This is a genomic window from Enterobacter sp. 301B (genome assembly GCF_003850715.1).
GTDB classification, from domain to species: Bacteria; Pseudomonadota; Gammaproteobacteria; order Enterobacterales; family Enterobacteriaceae; genus Enterobacter; species Enterobacter intestinihominis.
Genome location: NZ_PQTC01000001.1, coordinates 104,239 through 119,265 on the forward strand (window position 1 = coordinate 104,239; position 15,027 = coordinate 119,265).

The 15,027-nt window shown below is 57.0% G+C and carries 15 protein-coding genes; 3 read left to right on the plus strand and 12 right to left on the minus strand.

All coding sequences use genetic code 11. The features are described from left to right. Positions 1–3 precede the first annotated feature (3 nt). Positions 4–903 (minus strand): O-acetylserine/cysteine exporter, encoded by a 900-nt coding sequence (gene eamA, locus C3451_RS00510; protein WP_045622749.1) that lies wholly within the window; start codon positions 901–903, stop codon positions 4–6. 193 nt (positions 904–1,096) lie between these two features. Between eamA and ydeE the strand changes: the two genes are divergently transcribed. Next, positions 1,097–2,314 (plus strand): efflux MFS transporter YdeE, encoded by a 1,218-nt coding sequence (ydeE, locus tag C3451_RS00515; RefSeq protein ID WP_022648102.1) that lies wholly within the window; start codon positions 1,097–1,099, stop codon positions 2,312–2,314. A gap of 46 nt (positions 2,315–2,360) precedes the next feature. Here ydeE and zinT read toward each other — a convergent pair whose 3' ends face one another. From zinT to C3451_RS00555, 8 genes are all read right to left on the minus strand, one after another. Then, entirely contained in the window at positions 2,361–2,999 is a 639-nt protein-coding gene (gene zinT, locus C3451_RS00520) for a metal-binding protein ZinT (protein ID WP_045622799.1), read from the minus strand. Positions 3,000–3,051: 52 nt separating this feature from the next. Then, entirely contained in the window at positions 3,052–3,750 is a 699-nt protein-coding gene (gene urtE / locus C3451_RS00525; protein ID WP_023300094.1) for an urea ABC transporter ATP-binding subunit UrtE, read from the minus strand. A 9-nt stretch (positions 3,751–3,759) separates the two neighbouring features. Further along, positions 3,760–4,557: an urea ABC transporter ATP-binding protein UrtD gene (urtD, locus tag C3451_RS00530; RefSeq protein ID WP_015570541.1), complete on the minus strand. Its 798-nt coding sequence runs from the start codon at positions 4,555–4,557 to the stop codon at positions 3,760–3,762. Continuing rightward, entirely contained in the window at positions 4,557–5,630 is a 1,074-nt protein-coding gene (gene urtC / locus C3451_RS00535; protein ID WP_045622751.1) for an urea ABC transporter permease subunit UrtC, read from the minus strand. Before urtC ends, urtD begins: the two co-directional genes overlap by 1 nt. Then, positions 5,630–7,204 carry an urea ABC transporter permease subunit UrtB gene (gene urtB / locus C3451_RS00540; protein WP_023306185.1) on the minus strand — a complete coding sequence of 525 codons (1,575 nt, stop codon included), beginning with the start codon at positions 7,202–7,204 and terminating at the stop codon, positions 5,630–5,632. Before urtB ends, urtC begins: the two co-directional genes overlap by 1 nt. A 22-nt stretch (positions 7,205–7,226) precedes the next feature. Beyond that, on the minus strand, positions 7,227–8,498 hold the full coding sequence (urtA, locus tag C3451_RS00545; protein WP_045622754.1) for an urea ABC transporter substrate-binding protein: 1,272 nt from the start codon (positions 8,496–8,498) through the stop codon (positions 7,227–7,229). A gap of 199 nt (positions 8,499–8,697) precedes the next feature. After that, positions 8,698–9,801: a cobalamin-independent methionine synthase II family protein gene (locus C3451_RS00550; protein ID WP_045622756.1), complete on the minus strand. Its 1,104-nt coding sequence runs from the start codon at positions 9,799–9,801 to the stop codon at positions 8,698–8,700. Between the two features lie 156 nt (positions 9,802–9,957). Next, entirely contained in the window at positions 9,958–10,368 is a 411-nt protein-coding gene (locus C3451_RS00555) for a rhodanese-like domain-containing protein (RefSeq protein WP_045622758.1), read from the minus strand. Between the two features lie 73 nt (positions 10,369–10,441). On the opposite strand from C3451_RS00555, the gene ftrA reads away from it, so the two are divergent. After that, positions 10,442–11,437, plus strand: a complete 996-nt coding sequence (ftrA, locus tag C3451_RS00560) for a transcriptional regulator FtrA (RefSeq protein WP_045622760.1) — start codon at positions 10,442–10,444, stop codon at positions 11,435–11,437. A 148-nt stretch (positions 11,438–11,585) separates the two neighbouring features. Here ftrA and C3451_RS00565 read toward each other — a convergent pair whose 3' ends face one another. Further along, positions 11,586–11,948 (minus strand): hypothetical protein, encoded by a 363-nt coding sequence (locus C3451_RS00565; RefSeq protein WP_015570547.1) that lies wholly within the window; start codon positions 11,946–11,948, stop codon positions 11,586–11,588. 242 nt (positions 11,949–12,190) lie between these two features. On the opposite strand from C3451_RS00565, the gene C3451_RS00570 reads away from it, so the two are divergent. Beyond that, positions 12,191–12,424: a DUF2554 family protein gene (locus tag C3451_RS00570; protein ID WP_023300086.1), complete on the plus strand. Its 234-nt coding sequence runs from the start codon at positions 12,191–12,193 to the stop codon at positions 12,422–12,424. On the opposite strand, the gene C3451_RS00575 is transcribed toward C3451_RS00570, so the two are convergent. Beyond that, the gene (locus C3451_RS00575; protein ID WP_045622761.1) at positions 12,421–14,385 is read right to left on the minus strand and encodes a U32 family peptidase; all 1,965 of its coding nucleotides are present in this window, start codon (positions 14,383–14,385) and stop codon (positions 12,421–12,423) included. The genes C3451_RS00570 and C3451_RS00575 overlap by 4 nt on opposite strands. 80 nt (positions 14,386–14,465) lie before the next feature. After that, positions 14,466–14,993 (minus strand): XRE family transcriptional regulator, encoded by a 528-nt coding sequence (locus C3451_RS00580; protein ID WP_045622763.1) that lies wholly within the window; start codon positions 14,991–14,993, stop codon positions 14,466–14,468. Between the last annotated feature and the right edge of the window lie 34 nt (positions 14,994–15,027).

Here is a 15,027-nt window from a genome sequence, read left to right on the forward strand (position 1 = left end):
GCCTTAACTCCGCACCCGCGTCGCCCGACGCACCCGCAAGCCAAAGACGTTGATATACAGCCCGGCCATAATCAGCCCTGCGCCACACAGTTGCAGCGCGCTGAGCGTTTCATCCAGCAACAGGGCGGCGCTGGCAAGCCCGACCACCGGAACCAGCAGCGATAACGGCGCCACGCGCCAGGTTTCATAGCGTCCGAGCAGCGATCCCCAGATGCCGTAGCCAATGATTGAGGCGACTAATGCCAGGTAGATCAGCGACAAAATGGTCGTCAGGTCGATCTCCACCAGGCTATTCAGCATCACCTGCGGTCCATCCAGAATAAACGACGCGACCATAAACGGCACAATGGGGATCAACGCGCTCCAGACCACCAGCGACATGATCCCAGGACGCGACTCATGCTGCATTATCAGCTTGTTAAAGATGTTGCCGCACGCCCAGCTCAGCCCCGCCGCCAGGGTGAGCATAAAGCCCAGCAGCGCGACATGCTGACCGTTGAGGCTGCCTTCTATCAGCACCAGCACGCCAAAGACCGCAAGGCTAATACCCGCCAGCTGTTTGCCCTGCAAACGTTCGCCAAAGACAAACGCGCCGAGAATAATGGTAAAGAAAGCCTGCACCTGAAGCACCAGCGAAGCCAGACCCGCAGGCATACCGAATTTGATGGCGCAAAAAAGAAACGCAAACTGACCAAAGCTGATGGTGAGGCCGTAGCCCAGCAGAAGCTTCAGGGGAATCTTTGGGCGGGCAACGAACAGCAGCGCCGGGAAGGCCACCAGCAGGAAGCGCAGACCCGCCAGCATGAGTGGAGGCATGTTGTGCAACCCCATTTTGATGACCACAAAATTGAGTCCCCACACCACGACAACCAGTAACGCTAACAGCCCGTCTTTCCGCGTCATTTTCCGCCCCTGAATTATTAAATTTTTGTAAACACTTCAAGGTAACAGAAAAAATACCCCCGCGAGAAGATCATTAATTCTGGTTCTGAGGAGAAGCACTTGCGGATAAATTGGGTGCTATACAAGCTGCCGATCCCATGATAATCCTGTAATAACACAACAAAAAAAGCATAAGCATTTGTCGGGCAGGAAAATGAAACCATCAATCAGGCGCTCAACCGCAGCGCTGCTGGCATCGTCATTGTTATTAACAATTGGCCGCGGGGCAACGCTGCCCTTTATGACCATATATCTCACACGCGTGTACGATATGAGCGTGGAGAATATTGGCTATGCCCTTACCGTGGCGTTGACCATTGGCGTGGTGTTTAGCCTGGGGTTTGGCATCCTGGCGGACAAGTTCGACAAAAAACGCTATATGCTGGTCGCCATCGTGGCCTTTATCGCCGGGTTTGTGGCCATTCCGCTGGTGAATAACGTGACGCTGGTGGTGTTGTTCTTTGCCCTGATTAACTGCGCCTATTCCGTCTTCTCAACGGTGCTGAAAGCATGGTTTGCCGACGTGCTGACCTCCAGCGAAAAGGCGCGCGTTTTCTCACTCAACTACAGTTTCCTGAACATCGGCTGGACGATTGGGCCGCCGGTTGGCACTCTACTGGTGATGTACAGCCTGCAACTGCCGTTCTGGCTGGCGGCCTTCTGCGCCGCACTGCCGCTCGGGTTTATCCATTTCTTTGTGCAGAAAAGCGTAGCGTCTGACAGCGTGGAGGAAAAAGCGCCGTGGCAGCCCTCGGTGCTGCTGAAGGACCGGGCGCTGTTCTGGTACACGCTCTCCGGCCTGCTGGCGTCCTATGTGGGCGGATCGTTCGCCAGCTGCATTTCCCAGTATGTCCTCGCCGCGTATGCGGACAGCGATTTCGCAGAAAAGGTGGTGGCCGTTGTGTTGCCCGTCAACGCGGTGGTGGTGGTCACCCTGCAATACGCGCTTGGCCGCAAGATCTCCGCCAGCAACATCCGCCCGCTAATGACTGCCGCGACGCTCTTTTTCATCCTCGGGCTGGGCGGGTTTATGCTTTCCGGCGAGAACCTGCTTTACTGGGGGATTGCGGCGGCGATTTTCACCCTGGGTGAAATTATTTATGCCCCGGGTGAATACATGCTGATCGACAATATCGCCCCGCCGGGCATGAAGGCGAGCTACTTCTCCGCCCAGGCGCTGGGCTGGCTGGGCGCGGCGGCGAACCCGATGATCACCGGGCTCATCCTGACCCATCTGCCGCACTGGTCGTTATTTATTATTATGATGGCCGCCATTATTGCGGCGTGGCTGATGGTTTTGCGCGGGATGCGCGTGAAAAGTGAAGATAGCGTGTCGGGTGGCGCTGCGCTTACCCGACCTGGAAAACCCTAATCCCACGCCGGGTAAGGCTAAGCCCCCACCCGGCAAATCCAACAGCCTAGTGGTGCAACATCTCCTCCACCACCTGCTCTTTGTACATCTCGTTCGGGTAGTAGGTCGGCCAGTTATCCATCTCTTTCAGCAGCGCCTCGTGGGAGGTGTTGCCCATAAAGATATGGAAGTGTGAAGAGGCTTTCGGCCCGATGGTATGATCGCTGAACTGCACAAACTTAGGCGCCTGGCTTGCCTTATCCTTACATTCAAACAGGTAGCGCACGCCTTTTTTCCCCGACGCATAGGTCAGAATTTTATAGCCGCTGTAGTCGTAGCGGCAGCTGCTCATCGTTTTGCCTCTGTGGAATTCCATCACGTTGTTTTCAATGCCGATGGCGTCCACGTCCGTCGCGTAGCCCTTACGGTAGTAGGCTTTCACCTCGGCAGCGGATTTTTCCCCCTTCCGCGCTTTCTTTTCGAAAACCGGATCCAGCGAACCATCAAGCAGGAACGGGTAAACAGACTGCCAGGTCCCGTCCCAGTCAGACAGCGTCCTGTCCCTGACGTCTTTATCCTCAAAGACGCCGTTTGCCGCCTTCTGTTCCGCCTCCGTCATCTGATGACCGTGCGAATGGGCAAAAAGCGAGCCGCTTACCAGCAGCGTTCCCAGAGTCAGCGCAATTTTTCCAAGTTGTGCAGCCACAGCAAAACCCTCATTCCGTGTTATAAGAATGAGGATGTTATAGTATAACATTTCAGATCGCAACCAGTCCGCGAACCCCCTCCTGCTCCATGTTCTCACCGCGCCCTTGCTGGACGATGCTGCCGCGCGACATCACCAGATAGCTGTCGGCCAGCTCCGCCGCAAAATCATAAAACTGCTCCACCAGCAGGATCGCCATATCCCCCCGGTTCGCCAGGCTGCGGATCACCTGCCCAATCTCTTTAATCACCGACGGCTGTATACCTTCCGTGGGTTCATCCAGGATCAGTAACCGTGGACGGCTCGCCAGCGCGCGACCAATCGCCAGCTGCTGCTGCTGACCACCGGAAAGATCGCCTCCGCGACGGTGTTTCATCTCCTTCAGCACCGGGAAAAGCTGCCAAATCTCCTCCGGCACGCTCCTTGCGTTTCCCGCGGAGAAGCGCGACAGTCCCATCAGCAGATTTTCTTCTACGGTCAGACGCGGAAAAATCTCCCGCCCCTGCGGAACATACGCCACGCCGGACTGCACCCGCTGGTGCGGTTTACTGTGAGTGATGGTCTTTCCCTGCCAGACCACCTCCCCGGCTTTCACCGGGATCAGCCCCATCAGGCACCTCAGCAGTGTGGTTTTCCCCACCCCGTTGCGCCCCAGCAGGCAGGTAACTTCCCCGACCACCGCCTCAAAGCTCACCCCGCGCAGAATATGACTTCCGCCGTAGTACTGATTCAGCTCGTTAACCTGTAACATTACCTCTCCTTAGCGTCCCAGATAGACGTCGATCACCTGCTCATTGGCCTGTACCTCGCGAAGCGAGCCTTCGGCCAGTACGCGCCCCTGATGCAGCACCGTGACGTGGTCGGCGATGGTCTCGACGAAGCCCATATCGTGCTCAACCACCATCAGCGAATGCTTGCCTGCCAGAGTTCGGAACAGCTCGGCTGTGTATTCCGTCTCTGCGTCGGTCATACCGGCGGCGGGTTCGTCCAGCAGCAACAGATGCGGATCCTGCACCAGCAGCATGCCGATCTCCAGAAACTGCTTCTGCCCGTGGGAAAGCAGCCCGGCGCGGCGATCGCGCTCGCTGCCAAGCCGCAGCAAAACCAACATCTCGTCAATGCGGTCGCGCTGCTCGCCGCTGAGTGTTGCCCGCAGGCTCGCCCAGACGGACCTGTCGGCTTTCATGGCGATTTCGAGGTTTTCCCCTACGGTCAGCGCTTCAAACACGGTCGGTTTCTGGAACTTACGGCCAATGCCCTGACGGGCAATGGCCGCCGGTTCAAGGGCTGTCAGATCGATGGACTGATCGTAAATAGCCTTCCCGCTTTTTGGCCGGGTTTTGCCGGTGATCACGTCCATCAGCGTAGTTTTACCGGCGCCGTTAGGGCCAATGATGCAGCGCAATTCACCGACGCCGATATTAAGTGAGAGATCGGTCAACGCCTGAAAACCATCGAAACTGACGTTAATGGCCTCAAGCTGTAACACCGGATCGGTCTGCTCACGGTAACGATCGCCCGGTAGCTGGCGGGTAAAGAGTCCTTCAGAGGGCTGCATTAATTCTCTCCCTTACGAAACAGACCGAACACGCCGCGCGGTAAAAAGAGCGTCACGGCGATGAAAATCAGCCCAAGAAACAGTTGCCAGTACTCCGGCATCGCCACGGTGAAAAAGCTCTTCGCACCATTGACCAGCGCCGCACCAATCACCGGGCCTACCAGGGTGCCGCGCCCGCCCAGCGCCACCCAGATGGCCGCTTCAATCGAGTTGGTCGGCGACATTTCACCCGGGTTGATAATGCCCACCTGCGGAACGTACAGCGCTCCCGCCAGGCCACACAGCACGGCGGAAAGCGTCCAGACCAGCAGCTTGAAGCCGCGCGGATCGTAGCCGCAGAACGTCAGACGGTTTTCCGCATCGCGCACCGCCGTTAAAATGCGGCCAAATTTACTCTTCGCCAGGGCGTAGCCTGTGCCCAGGGCCAGAAGCAGCAGCATGACCGTTGCGAGAAACAGCGCGATCCGCGTGGTAGTCGCCGTAACGGAAAACCCGAGCAGCGTGGTAAAGCCGGTAAAGCCGTTATTGCCGCCAAAGCCGGTTTCGTTGCGAAAGAACAGCAGCATGCCCGCATAGGTCAGCGCCTGGGTCATGATGGAGAAATAGACCCCTTTGATCTTCGAGCGGAAAGCAAACCAGCCGAAGACCAGCGCCAGCAGGCCGGGGATCGTCACGATTAACACCAGCGCCCAGGCAAAATGCTGCGTTCCCCACCAGAACCAGGGCAGTTCGCTCCACGAGAGAAACGACATAAACGCGGGCAGCCCGTCCCCGGCCGCCTGGCGCATCAGGTACATGCCCATCGCATAGCCGCCCAGGGCGAAGAATATGCCGTGCCCCAGCGAGAGCATACCGGCATAGCCCCAGACCAGATCGAGGGCCACGGCGACAATTGCGTAGCAGAGGATCTTGCCGATAAGCGTCAACATCCACGTCGAAACGGCCAGCGGATGGGTGGCGGGTAACAGCGCGAGAAAAGGCAGCACCAGCAGCGCCGCAACCAGCAGACTGCCGAAGATTTGCGCGGTGCGCGGTGCCCTGCGCGCCAGTGTTAAGGTCAATGGCTGGCTCATCAGTCTGTCACCCTCCCTTTAAGTGCGAATAACCCCTGCGGACGTTTCTGGATAAACAGAATGATCGCCACCAGAATCAGGATCTTGCCCAGCACGGCGCCCATCTGCGGTTCAAGAATTTTATTGAAGATCCCCAGACCAAAGGCCGCCGCGACGCTACCGGCCAGCTGGCCGACGCCGCCGAGCACCACCACCAGGAACGAATCGATGATGTATCCCTGGCCCAGCTCCGGCCCCACGTTCCCCAGCTGGGACAACGCCACGCCGCCCAACCCGGCAATGCCGGACCCGAGGCCAAATGCCAGCATATCTACCCGTCCGGTGGGAACGCCGCAGCAGGCCGCCATGCTGCGGTTTTGCGTCACCGCCCGCACGTTGAGACCCAGACGCGTTTTGTTCAGAATGAGCCAGGTGAAGAACAGCACCAGCAGTACAAAGCCGAGCACCACAATACGGTTCCAGGGCAGCGTCAGGTTGGCGAAAACCTGCACCCCGCCGGACAGCCATGCCGGGTTAGCGACCTCAAGGTTCTGAGCGCCAAAGGTCATGCGGACCAGCTGGATAAGCATCAGGCTTATCCCCCAGGTGGCGAGCAGGGTTTCCAGCGGGCGGCCATAAAGATGGCGGATCACCGTGCGCTCCAGCACCATCCCGATGCCTGCGGTCAGGCAAAACGCCACCGGCAGCGCCACCACCGGATAAAGCGCCAGCCACTGAGGCATCCACTGCGCCATTACCTGCTGCACCATCCAGGTGGCATACGCCCCGAGCATCAGCATTTCACCGTGAGCCATGTTTATCACCCCCAGCAGACCATAGGTGATAGCCAGCCCGAGCGCGGCCAGCAAAAGTACCGACCCCAACGACAGGCCCATGAAGGCCTGCCCCAGCAGTTCGCCCCACATCAGCCGGTGCTGAATACGCTCCAGGCTCTCAGCGGCGGCGGCACGTACCCGTGCGTCCGGCTCGGTTTGCGTTTGGGTGAACGGCGTCAGCGTGGCCTGCACGTCCGGATCGTCAGACTGTCCCAACAGCTCAACAGCCTTGAGCCGTACTTCAGCCTGTGGGCTCGTCAGCTGGAGGTTTGCCAGCGCCAGCATCAGCGACTGTCGGGTGACGTCGTCCGTTTCGCTACTGGCCCGCTGTTGCAGAAAGCCGAGCATATCCGGCCGGGCGTCACGCTGAAGTTGCCGCGCGGCATGACGCCTTTCGGTGACACTGTCACTGACAAGCTGATGCGTCGCCAGCGCCGTGACGGTTAACACGCGCAGTCGGTTGGTCAGCCGCACGGCTTTGGTCGTGCCTTCAGCGCTTTTTGCCGCGCCCAGGGCAACCATTTCGCCGTCGATGCGGGTAAATGCCTTCTTCTGGCTGTCGGTATAAAGGTTCTCCTGTTGCAGCGCCTTAAGCAGCGGCAAACGTGCAGGTTCCGGCGTGGCTGCCCAGCGGGTCAGCATGGCGGTTTGCTGGCTGCGGCTAGCGGCAACGAAATCATCGGCATCCGATGCCTGCGCCATCCCTGGCAGCAGTCCGGTAAGCCACACAATCGCAATCATCATGCGTATGGCGTTCATGACGTCTCTCCCTGGTGGTGGCTTAGTTGCTGGCGGTTTTCATCGGCTGGTCAGGCTTTTTGTCATTCCCGGCGATAAACGGGCTCCACGGCTGAGCGCGTACCGGCTGTTCGGTTTGCCAGACGACGTTGAACTGGCCGTTGCCTTCAATTTCACCAATCATGACGGGCTTATGCAGGTGGTGGTTGGTGGCGTCCATGGTCAGCGTAAAGCCGGACGGCGCGTTGAACGACTGGCCCGCCATTGCCGCGCGCACTTTGTCCACGTCGGTTGTTCCCGCTTTTTCAACCGCCTGCGCCCACATATGCAGGCCAACGTAAGTCGCTTCCATCGGATCGTTGGTGACCACGGTATCGGCATTCGGCAGCTTATGGGCTTTCGCGTAGGCTTTGTAAGCCGCGACAAAGGACTGGTTGGTCGGGTTGTCGACGGATTCAAAGTAGTTCCACGCCGCCAGGTTACCCACCAGCGGTTTGGTATCAATGCCGCGAAGTTCTTCCTCGCCCACCGAGAACGCCACCACCGGCACGTCTGTGGCTTTCAGCCCCTGGTTCGCCAGTTCTTTATATAAAGGCACGTTGGAATCACCGTTGATGGTGGAGACCACTGCCGTTTTGCCGCCTGTGGAGAACTTTTTGATACTGGCGACGATGGTCTGGTAATCGCTATGTCCAAATGGGGTGTAGACCTCTTCAATATCTTTATCTTCAACGCCTTTCGAGTGCAGGAAGGCGCGCAGGATCTTGTTAGTAGTGCGCGGGTAAACGTAGTCCGTACCCAGCAGGAAGAATCGCTTCGCGCTGCCGCCGTCCTCGCTCATCAGGTACTCCACCGCCGGGATCGCCTGCTGGTTAGGCGCCGCGCCGGTATAGAAGACGTTAGGTGACATCTCTTCACCTTCATACTGCACCGGATAGAACAGCAAACCGTTCAGCTCCTCAAAAACCGGCAGAACCGATTTACGCGATACGGAGGTCCAGCAGCCAAACACCACGGCGACCTTATCCTGGCTCAGAAGCTGGCGGGCCTTTTCGGCAAACAGCGGCCAGTTGGATGCCGGGTCAACCACCACCGGCTCCAGCTTTTTCCCGAGCACGCCGCCTTTAGCGTTGATTTCATCGATGGTCATCAGGGCGACATCTTTCAGGGGCGTTTCTGAAATGGCCATCGTGCCGGAGAGAGAGTGCATAATCCCGACTTTAATGGTCTCTGCGGCCTGGACGCCAAAGCTCATTCCCATGGCGATGACGGAGGCGGACAAGGTGAACGCTTTAATAAAGGTACGACGGTGCATATTTTCACTCCTGAAAAGAAAGCTGTGCGAAGACGTCCGTTACCGCCGGACGCAGAAAAAAGTAACGCCAGTTTCAGGAGAGCAAAAACAGTGCCAGGTTGCAGAGACAGGATTTTAAAGGGATCGAAGAGAGGAGTGACGGGAAACGACTCAGAATGGTACAGCGCTGCACTGTAATAATGCAGCGCTGTAAACGGCGTTACCAGACGTCGCTGGCGATTTGCGTCACCAGGCGAACTTTATCCCACTGCTGGGCTTCGCTCAGGCTGTTACCCTCTTCCGTAGAAGCAAATCCGCACTGCGGGCTGAGGCAAATCTGCTCTTTCGCCACGTAGCGCGCAGCCTCTTCCAGACGCGCTTTCACCCCTTGCGGGTTCTCCAGTTCACCGTGTTTGGTGGTGATCAGCCCCAGAACCACCTGCTGTTTACCCGGGCGCACAAAACGCAGTGGCGCGAAGTCCCCGCTACGGTCGTTGTCGTACTCCAGGAAGAACGCGTCGACGTTCACGGTGCCGAACAGCACCTCCGCCACCGGCTCATAGCCGCCCTCGGAAATCCAGGTTGAGCGGAAGTTGCCGCGGCAGACGTGCAGCCCGACGGTCAGATCGTCCGGTTTGCCCTCCAGCGCCTTATTCAGCACCCGGGCATAGGTCCGGGCAAGTTCGTCTGCATCGTCACCGCGCTCGCGGATCTGGCGGCGCTGGTCCTCCGAACAAAGATAGGCCCAGACGGTGTCATCCAGCTGCAGATAGCGGCAGCCTGCATCGTAAAAGGCCCGAATGGCATCGCGCCAGGTGGTCGCCAGATCGTCAAAGTAATCCTTCAGATCCGGGTAGACCGTAGCATCAATATCCTTGCGGCCACCGCGGAAGTGCAGCACGCTCGGGCTCGGAATGGTCATCTTCGGCTGTGCATTACCGCTAATGCTTTTGAGGTAGCGGAAATCTTCCAGCATAGGATGATCGCCGAAGCCCAGTTTGCCCGTTACGCGCACGCCATGGGCTTTAGTCTGCACCCCGTTGAACTGAATGCCCTGCTGGGAATCATAACGCTCCACGCCCTGTAGCCCGTCAAAAAAGTCAAAGTGCCACCAGGCGCGGCGGAATTCACCGTCCGTTACCACATGCAGACCGCAGGCGCACTGCTGCTCGACAACATGACGAATGGCCTCGTCCTCAACCGCGCGAAGCTGCCCGGCATCGATTTCACCGCTGGCAAATTGCAGACGGGCCTGTTTAATGGCATCCGGGCGTAAAAAACTGCCGACTACATCGGCGCGGTACGGGGCATGGTGTCGCTGCATGGAAATCTCCTCTGTCTGTCGGCGTTAATTGCCCACAGTGATAATTCATCTCTTGAATCTTTAGACTTCTGGATGTCTAAACGTCCTGAAAAGATGTCATACCGGCTCGCCGCCGACAAACGAGAAAATTTCATCTGTGTTGAAATAAATTCATGTTCACAGAGCGGGTGATGAAGATCCTGCAAACGCGAACCGCTCATCTTCCCAGCCGGTCATGCCCCCGAGCATAATCTTAACCGGCAGACCCAGACGCGCCAGCTTCAGCGCCGCCCTGTCCGCCCCGTTGCAGTGCGGGCCTGCACAATAGACGACAAACAGCGTGCCCTCCGGCCACGCTTTCATCCGCTCTGCGGTGATCTGGCTCCAGGGTAAATGCAGCGCGCCGGGCAGATGCCGCCGGGCAAAATGTTCAGGCTTTCCGACAACGTGCAGCAGAACAAAGTCCTGCTCACCGCCGGATACCGCGTGATGGACATCGGCGCAGTCCGTCTCGACACTCAGACGACGCAGAAAATGTCCCGCAGCTTCCTGCGGCTCAGCAGCCGGAAATTCAGTAACATAGCTCATGAATCTTCCTCATTTGTGGTGTTTGTGTTAACACTACTCTATCCCTTAACTCAGCCCATGAATGCGTCCGCCTATGCCAGAAAACAGCAAAAAGATGACAAACTTAAGACATCCCTCGCCGCGCGCGGTCGTGCTGGCATATGACGGTTTATGTACCTTTGAGTTTGGCGTGGCGGTAGAAATCTTTGGCTTGCCGCGCCCGGAGATGGGCGATGACTGGTATCAGTTTGCCGTGGCGAGCGTGGATGATGGCGAACTCCGGGCAACGGGCGGGATCCGTATTCTGGCCGATGGCGATCTGGGTCTGCTGGAGACGGCGGATCTGGTTGTCGTTCCCGGCTGGCGAGGGCTGGACGAACCCGTACCCGAAGCGCTCTGCCAGGCGCTCCGCGCGGCGCATGCCCGCGGCTGCCAGCTACTCTCGATCTGTTCTGGCGTTTTCGTTCTGGCAGCCTCAGGCCTGCTTGACGGGCGGAAGGCGACCACCCACTGGCGCTATACGCAAGCGCTGAAAACACGCTATCCCGCCATTACCGTGGTCGAAGATGTGCTCTACCAGGACGAAGGCGATATTCTCACTTCCGCCGGAAGCGCCGCGGGGATTGATCTGTGCCTGCACGTGGTGCGCCGGAATTACGGTATGGAAGTGGCAAACCGCGTGGCGCGTCGGCTGGTGATCCCGCCCCATCGGGACGGCTCGCAAACCCAGCAGCTTAGCCGACCGGTGGCTCAGTTGCGGGAGAGCCAGCGCCTCGGCCAGCTGTTTGATTATCTTCACCAGCATCCGGCTGTTTCCCATACCGTCGAATCGCTGGCCCTGCGGGTGGGTATGAGTCAGCGCACCTTTCTGCGCCGTTTCCAGGACGCGACCGGAACAACGCCCGCGCGCTGGTTATTGACTGCGCGATTGCAGCGGGCAAAAGATTATCTCGAAAACAGTCGGCTCAGCATCGACAATATTGCGGAACAAACCGGATTTGGACAAAGTGCCACGCTGCGCCACCATTTCCGGCAGCAATATGCGCTTTCACCCGCGCAATATCGCAAACAATTTTTACCGGTACGATAAACGGGCAAAAAAAAACCGCCATAATCTGGCGGTAAATGCTTGCATGGATAGATTTGTATTTTGGTATCTACGCTCCGGTATTCCATACCGGGATGTGGATCACCTGCAATCTACCACTGTGAGCCTCAACGAAGCATAAACGAATCGATTAACCCGCTTTGGTATTAATTTGCAGATAACGCATCAGCCCCTGCTCTGCACTCTGGCGGGCATCATCATTAATCGCTTCGAGATAAAACGCACGAGAGACCCCATACGGCGCCTGCTCGGATGGGTAAACAGCGAACTGGAAGGTTTTGCCCCTCGCCTTATTGGTACAGCCCAGCTCCCAGCGATCTTCACTTACCTGGGTGCTATTACATTCGACACGTCCGTAATCGCTGGTTAAATACGATCCGACACGGCTTTTTGCTGACTGAATATATTCTGGTTCTTCATTTGAATAGATGCTGGCCGCAGCACCCACCGCAACCACTACGCCCAGAAGTGATAGCACGATTATTTTTTTCATTTATTCGATCCAATCCTTAGCCAGAAAAATCTTATTGTAAATGATTTCCCAATAAATCTAGCTTCTCTTTTCATACCAGAAATGGGAGTTTACAACGGCGATATTGCTTTTAAGAATAGTCTTAAGTGAGTTTTATGGCGACCACAATTTTTGACAGTCTATTTTCTCAAATTTAAAGAGTCGAATAATTACTCTATGAAATTATCCCTACGATGACCGTAGCGTATTTTCGGGGGTAAAAGATGTTCAGAAAAGGCTTTTCGCTACTGCTGCTGATTAGTGCACTGTTCTCGGGGCAGATTATGGCGGAGCACAAAGGGCATGAATTTGTGTATGTGAAAAACGCCGACCATCAGCTTCGTCATGAAGCTGACAGCGACGAGTTACGCAGCGCGGCAGAGGAGTCTGCGGAGGGGTTGCGCGAGCACCATGCCTGGCAGAAATCGCGCAAACCGGATACCCACTCTGCGGGTTAGCTGCCTTTACGCTTCGGCAGGGTCTTCATCAAATCGTCAGGGCTGACGGAGGCCACAATGCTGCCCGGAGACGGCATTTTGAAGATGTGATTCTTCATCTTGCCGATAACGTGCATTTCACACGGACGGCAGTCAAACTTCAGCGTCAGTACTTCATCGCCATTCACCAGCTGCATCGGCGTCGCTTTCCAGCTTTTAATATTCCCTTTCGCCTGTTTCGGACAAAGGTTAAAGGCAAACCGCAGGCAGTGTTTGGTGATCATCACCGGCACATCGCCCTTCTCTTCATGCGCTTCATACGCGGCGTCAATCAACTGCACGCCGTGACGATGGTAAAACGCACGCGCTTTGTGGTTGTAAACGTTCGCAAGGAAAGAGAGATGCGTGTCCGGGTAGACCGGCGCAGGCACCGCTTCGGCCTTACGACTGCCGCGCGGATAGTTTGCCAGGCGTGCTTCATCCAGCATCTCAGCCGTTTCACGGCGGAACTGGTTCAGCAGGCTGTTCGGCACGAACAGCGCATCCGGCAGATTCACCTCAATATTGCGCGCATAATAAATGGTCTGCCCGAGCTTCGCTACGCCATCCTTGAGGTTGCTGAGCGCTTTCTCCGCATTGTTCGCCACCTCGAACAGGCCGTCGAGCGTATGCGTCACGCTGATGCCGTCTTCGCAGGTCATGGTCAGGATCAGCTGCTCTTCCCAGCCACCCAGCGCGATATCCACCGCAATGCGACGCTCGCTGGAGGTCTTGAGCAAGGCCTGCTGCCAGTTGTGATCCAGGTTACGGTTCAGCGCCGCATTCGGGCGGGCTTTGTAAAGGTCGGCAGGCATTTCGTTCGGCCAGACGCGATAACGATTTTCGCCGGTTTTCTCCACCGTATTGGCGCGAAAACCAACCACTTCACGTTTGATCATCACGTTGAGGCCATCGCCGTTCGCCAGCGGCTCTGTAACCTGAACGTCAAGATGATCCTTCGCCACTTTCAGCACTTCACCCACCGGCAGACCAATAAACTTCGGTGAATCGAACGCGCCAATATCCCCTTTGCGCGCATTAACGAAATAATCCGTACTGCCGCGGTGGAACGTTTTGTCCGTCGATGGAATAAAGAAATGCTCTGTACGACCGGCGGACGCGCGCGCCAGGTCACCGCGATCCTCGATGATGGCATCCAGCATCTGACGATAATGGGCGGTGATATTTTTCACGTAGCTCATGTCCTTGTAGCGGCCTTCAATTTTGAAGGAGCGTACGCCGGCATCGATCAGCGCGCCGAGGTTTGCCGTCTGATCGTTATCTTTCATCGACAGCAGGTGTTTTTCGAATGCCACCACGCGGCCCTGATCGTCTTTCAGGGTATACGGCAGACGGCAGGCCTGAGAGCAGTCGCCGCGGTTAGCGCTGCGCCCCGTCTGGGCGTGAGAGATATTACACTGCCCGGAATAGGCCACGCAAAGCGCACCGTGGATAAAGAATTCAATGGTCGCGTCGGTGGCCTGGTGGATATCGCGGATCTGGTTCAGGTTCAGCTCGCGCGCCAGAACAATCTGCGTAAACCCGACGTCTGAAAGAAACTTCGCCTTCTCAACGGTGCGGATATCGCACTGGGTGCTGGCGTGCAGCTCAATTGGCGGGATATCCAGTTCCAGAACACCCATATCCTGAACGATCAGAGCGTCAACGCCGGTCTGGTAAAGATCGGTAATTAGACGCTGCGCGGGCTCCAGCTCATCATCATGAAGAATGGTGTTCAGGGTCACGAACACCTTCGCCCCGAAACGGTGGGCGAACGGTACCAGTTCGGCAATGTCGCGCAGGCTATTGCTGGCGTTATGACGGGCACCAAAGCCTGGGCCGCCAATGTAGACGGCATCCGCACCGTGAAGAATGGCTTCACGGGCAATGGCGGCGTCGCGGGCCGGGCTTAGCAGTTCAAGATGATGGGGGTGCAGGCGCATACTTCGTCGTTATCCGTTATGGTCAAAATGGCGGCTATTGTAGTCAGAAGTCTGTGCCAGTGAAACCGTTTTGCAACGCTTTAGCGGGGATAATGGATCAGAGAGTGAAAATGCACCGTCCGAGTGCTGCTGTTACGGTACGCGTGCGGTTTATCGCCGACAAAACGCACGCCTGAATCAGCGTATAGAGTGCGCCAGACACCGTCGATATGCATATCCAGCTCACCGCTTATCACCACCACGTGTTCAATCACCCCGGCTTCGTGCGGCGTGGACTCACTCAGCGCGCCGGGCGACAGGGTGATGGAGAAATGGTCGAACTTAAGCTGTTCATCCCAGGGGAAAAGCGGTTTCACCACCATCGCCTGCTGCTGCGGATCGAACACCGCCTGCGGTTCGCTCTCTGGAGTGATAAACGCCGAAAAAGGTACGTTCAGCCCGGTGGCAATTTTCCACAAGGTTGAGACCGTCGGGCTGGACTCATTGCGTTCGATTTGCCCAAGCATCGCTTTCGACACGCCCGTCTCTTCCGCCAGTTTCGACAGGCTCCAGCCCCGCGCCTGACGCAGCGCTTTCAGTGTGGTTGCCAGGTGTTGAGTGATATCCATAGTTCCTCCCGTTGCAGCAAAGCATACCACTTGT

What these genes read in the sequence shown, in the direction of transcription:
- C3451_RS00550 (WP_045622756.1), bottom strand. Translation starts at nt 9,801, where the DNA reads ATGCAGCGACACCATGCCCCGTACCGCGCCGATGTAGTCGGCAGTTTT.
- C3451_RS00575 (WP_045622761.1), bottom strand. Translation starts at nt 14,385, where the DNA reads ATGCGCCTGCACCCCCATCATCTTGAACTGCTAAGCCCGGCCCGCGAC.
- urtD (WP_015570541.1), bottom strand. Translation starts at nt 4,557, where the DNA reads ATGCAGCCCTCTGAAGGACTCTTTACCCGCCAGCTACCGGGCGATCGT.
- urtC (WP_045622751.1), bottom strand. Translation starts at nt 5,630, where the DNA reads ATGAGCCAGCCATTGACCTTAACACTGGCGCGCAGGGCACCGCGCACC.
- C3451_RS00570 (WP_023300086.1), top strand. Translation starts at nt 12,191, where the DNA reads ATGTTCAGAAAAGGCTTTTCGCTACTGCTGCTGATTAGTGCACTGTTC.
- urtB (WP_023306185.1), bottom strand. Translation starts at nt 7,204, where the DNA reads ATGAACGCCATACGCATGATGATTGCGATTGTGTGGCTTACCGGACTG.
- ydeE (WP_022648102.1), top strand. Translation starts at nt 1,097, where the DNA reads ATGAAACCATCAATCAGGCGCTCAACCGCAGCGCTGCTGGCATCGTCA.
- eamA (WP_045622749.1), bottom strand. Translation starts at nt 903, where the DNA reads ATGACGCGGAAAGACGGGCTGTTAGCGTTACTGGTTGTCGTGGTGTGG.
- C3451_RS00555 (WP_045622758.1), bottom strand. Translation starts at nt 10,368, where the DNA reads ATGAGCTATGTTACTGAATTTCCGGCTGCTGAGCCGCAGGAAGCTGCG.
- C3451_RS00565 (WP_015570547.1), bottom strand. Translation starts at nt 11,948, where the DNA reads ATGAAAAAAATAATCGTGCTATCACTTCTGGGCGTAGTGGTTGCGGTG.
- urtE (WP_023300094.1), bottom strand. Translation starts at nt 3,750, where the DNA reads ATGTTACAGGTTAACGAGCTGAATCAGTACTACGGCGGAAGTCATATT.
- urtA (WP_045622754.1), bottom strand. Translation starts at nt 8,498, where the DNA reads ATGCACCGTCGTACCTTTATTAAAGCGTTCACCTTGTCCGCCTCCGTC.
- C3451_RS00580 (WP_045622763.1), bottom strand. Translation starts at nt 14,993, where the DNA reads ATGGATATCACTCAACACCTGGCAACCACACTGAAAGCGCTGCGTCAG.
- ftrA (WP_045622760.1), top strand. Translation starts at nt 10,442, where the DNA reads ATGCCAGAAAACAGCAAAAAGATGACAAACTTAAGACATCCCTCGCCG.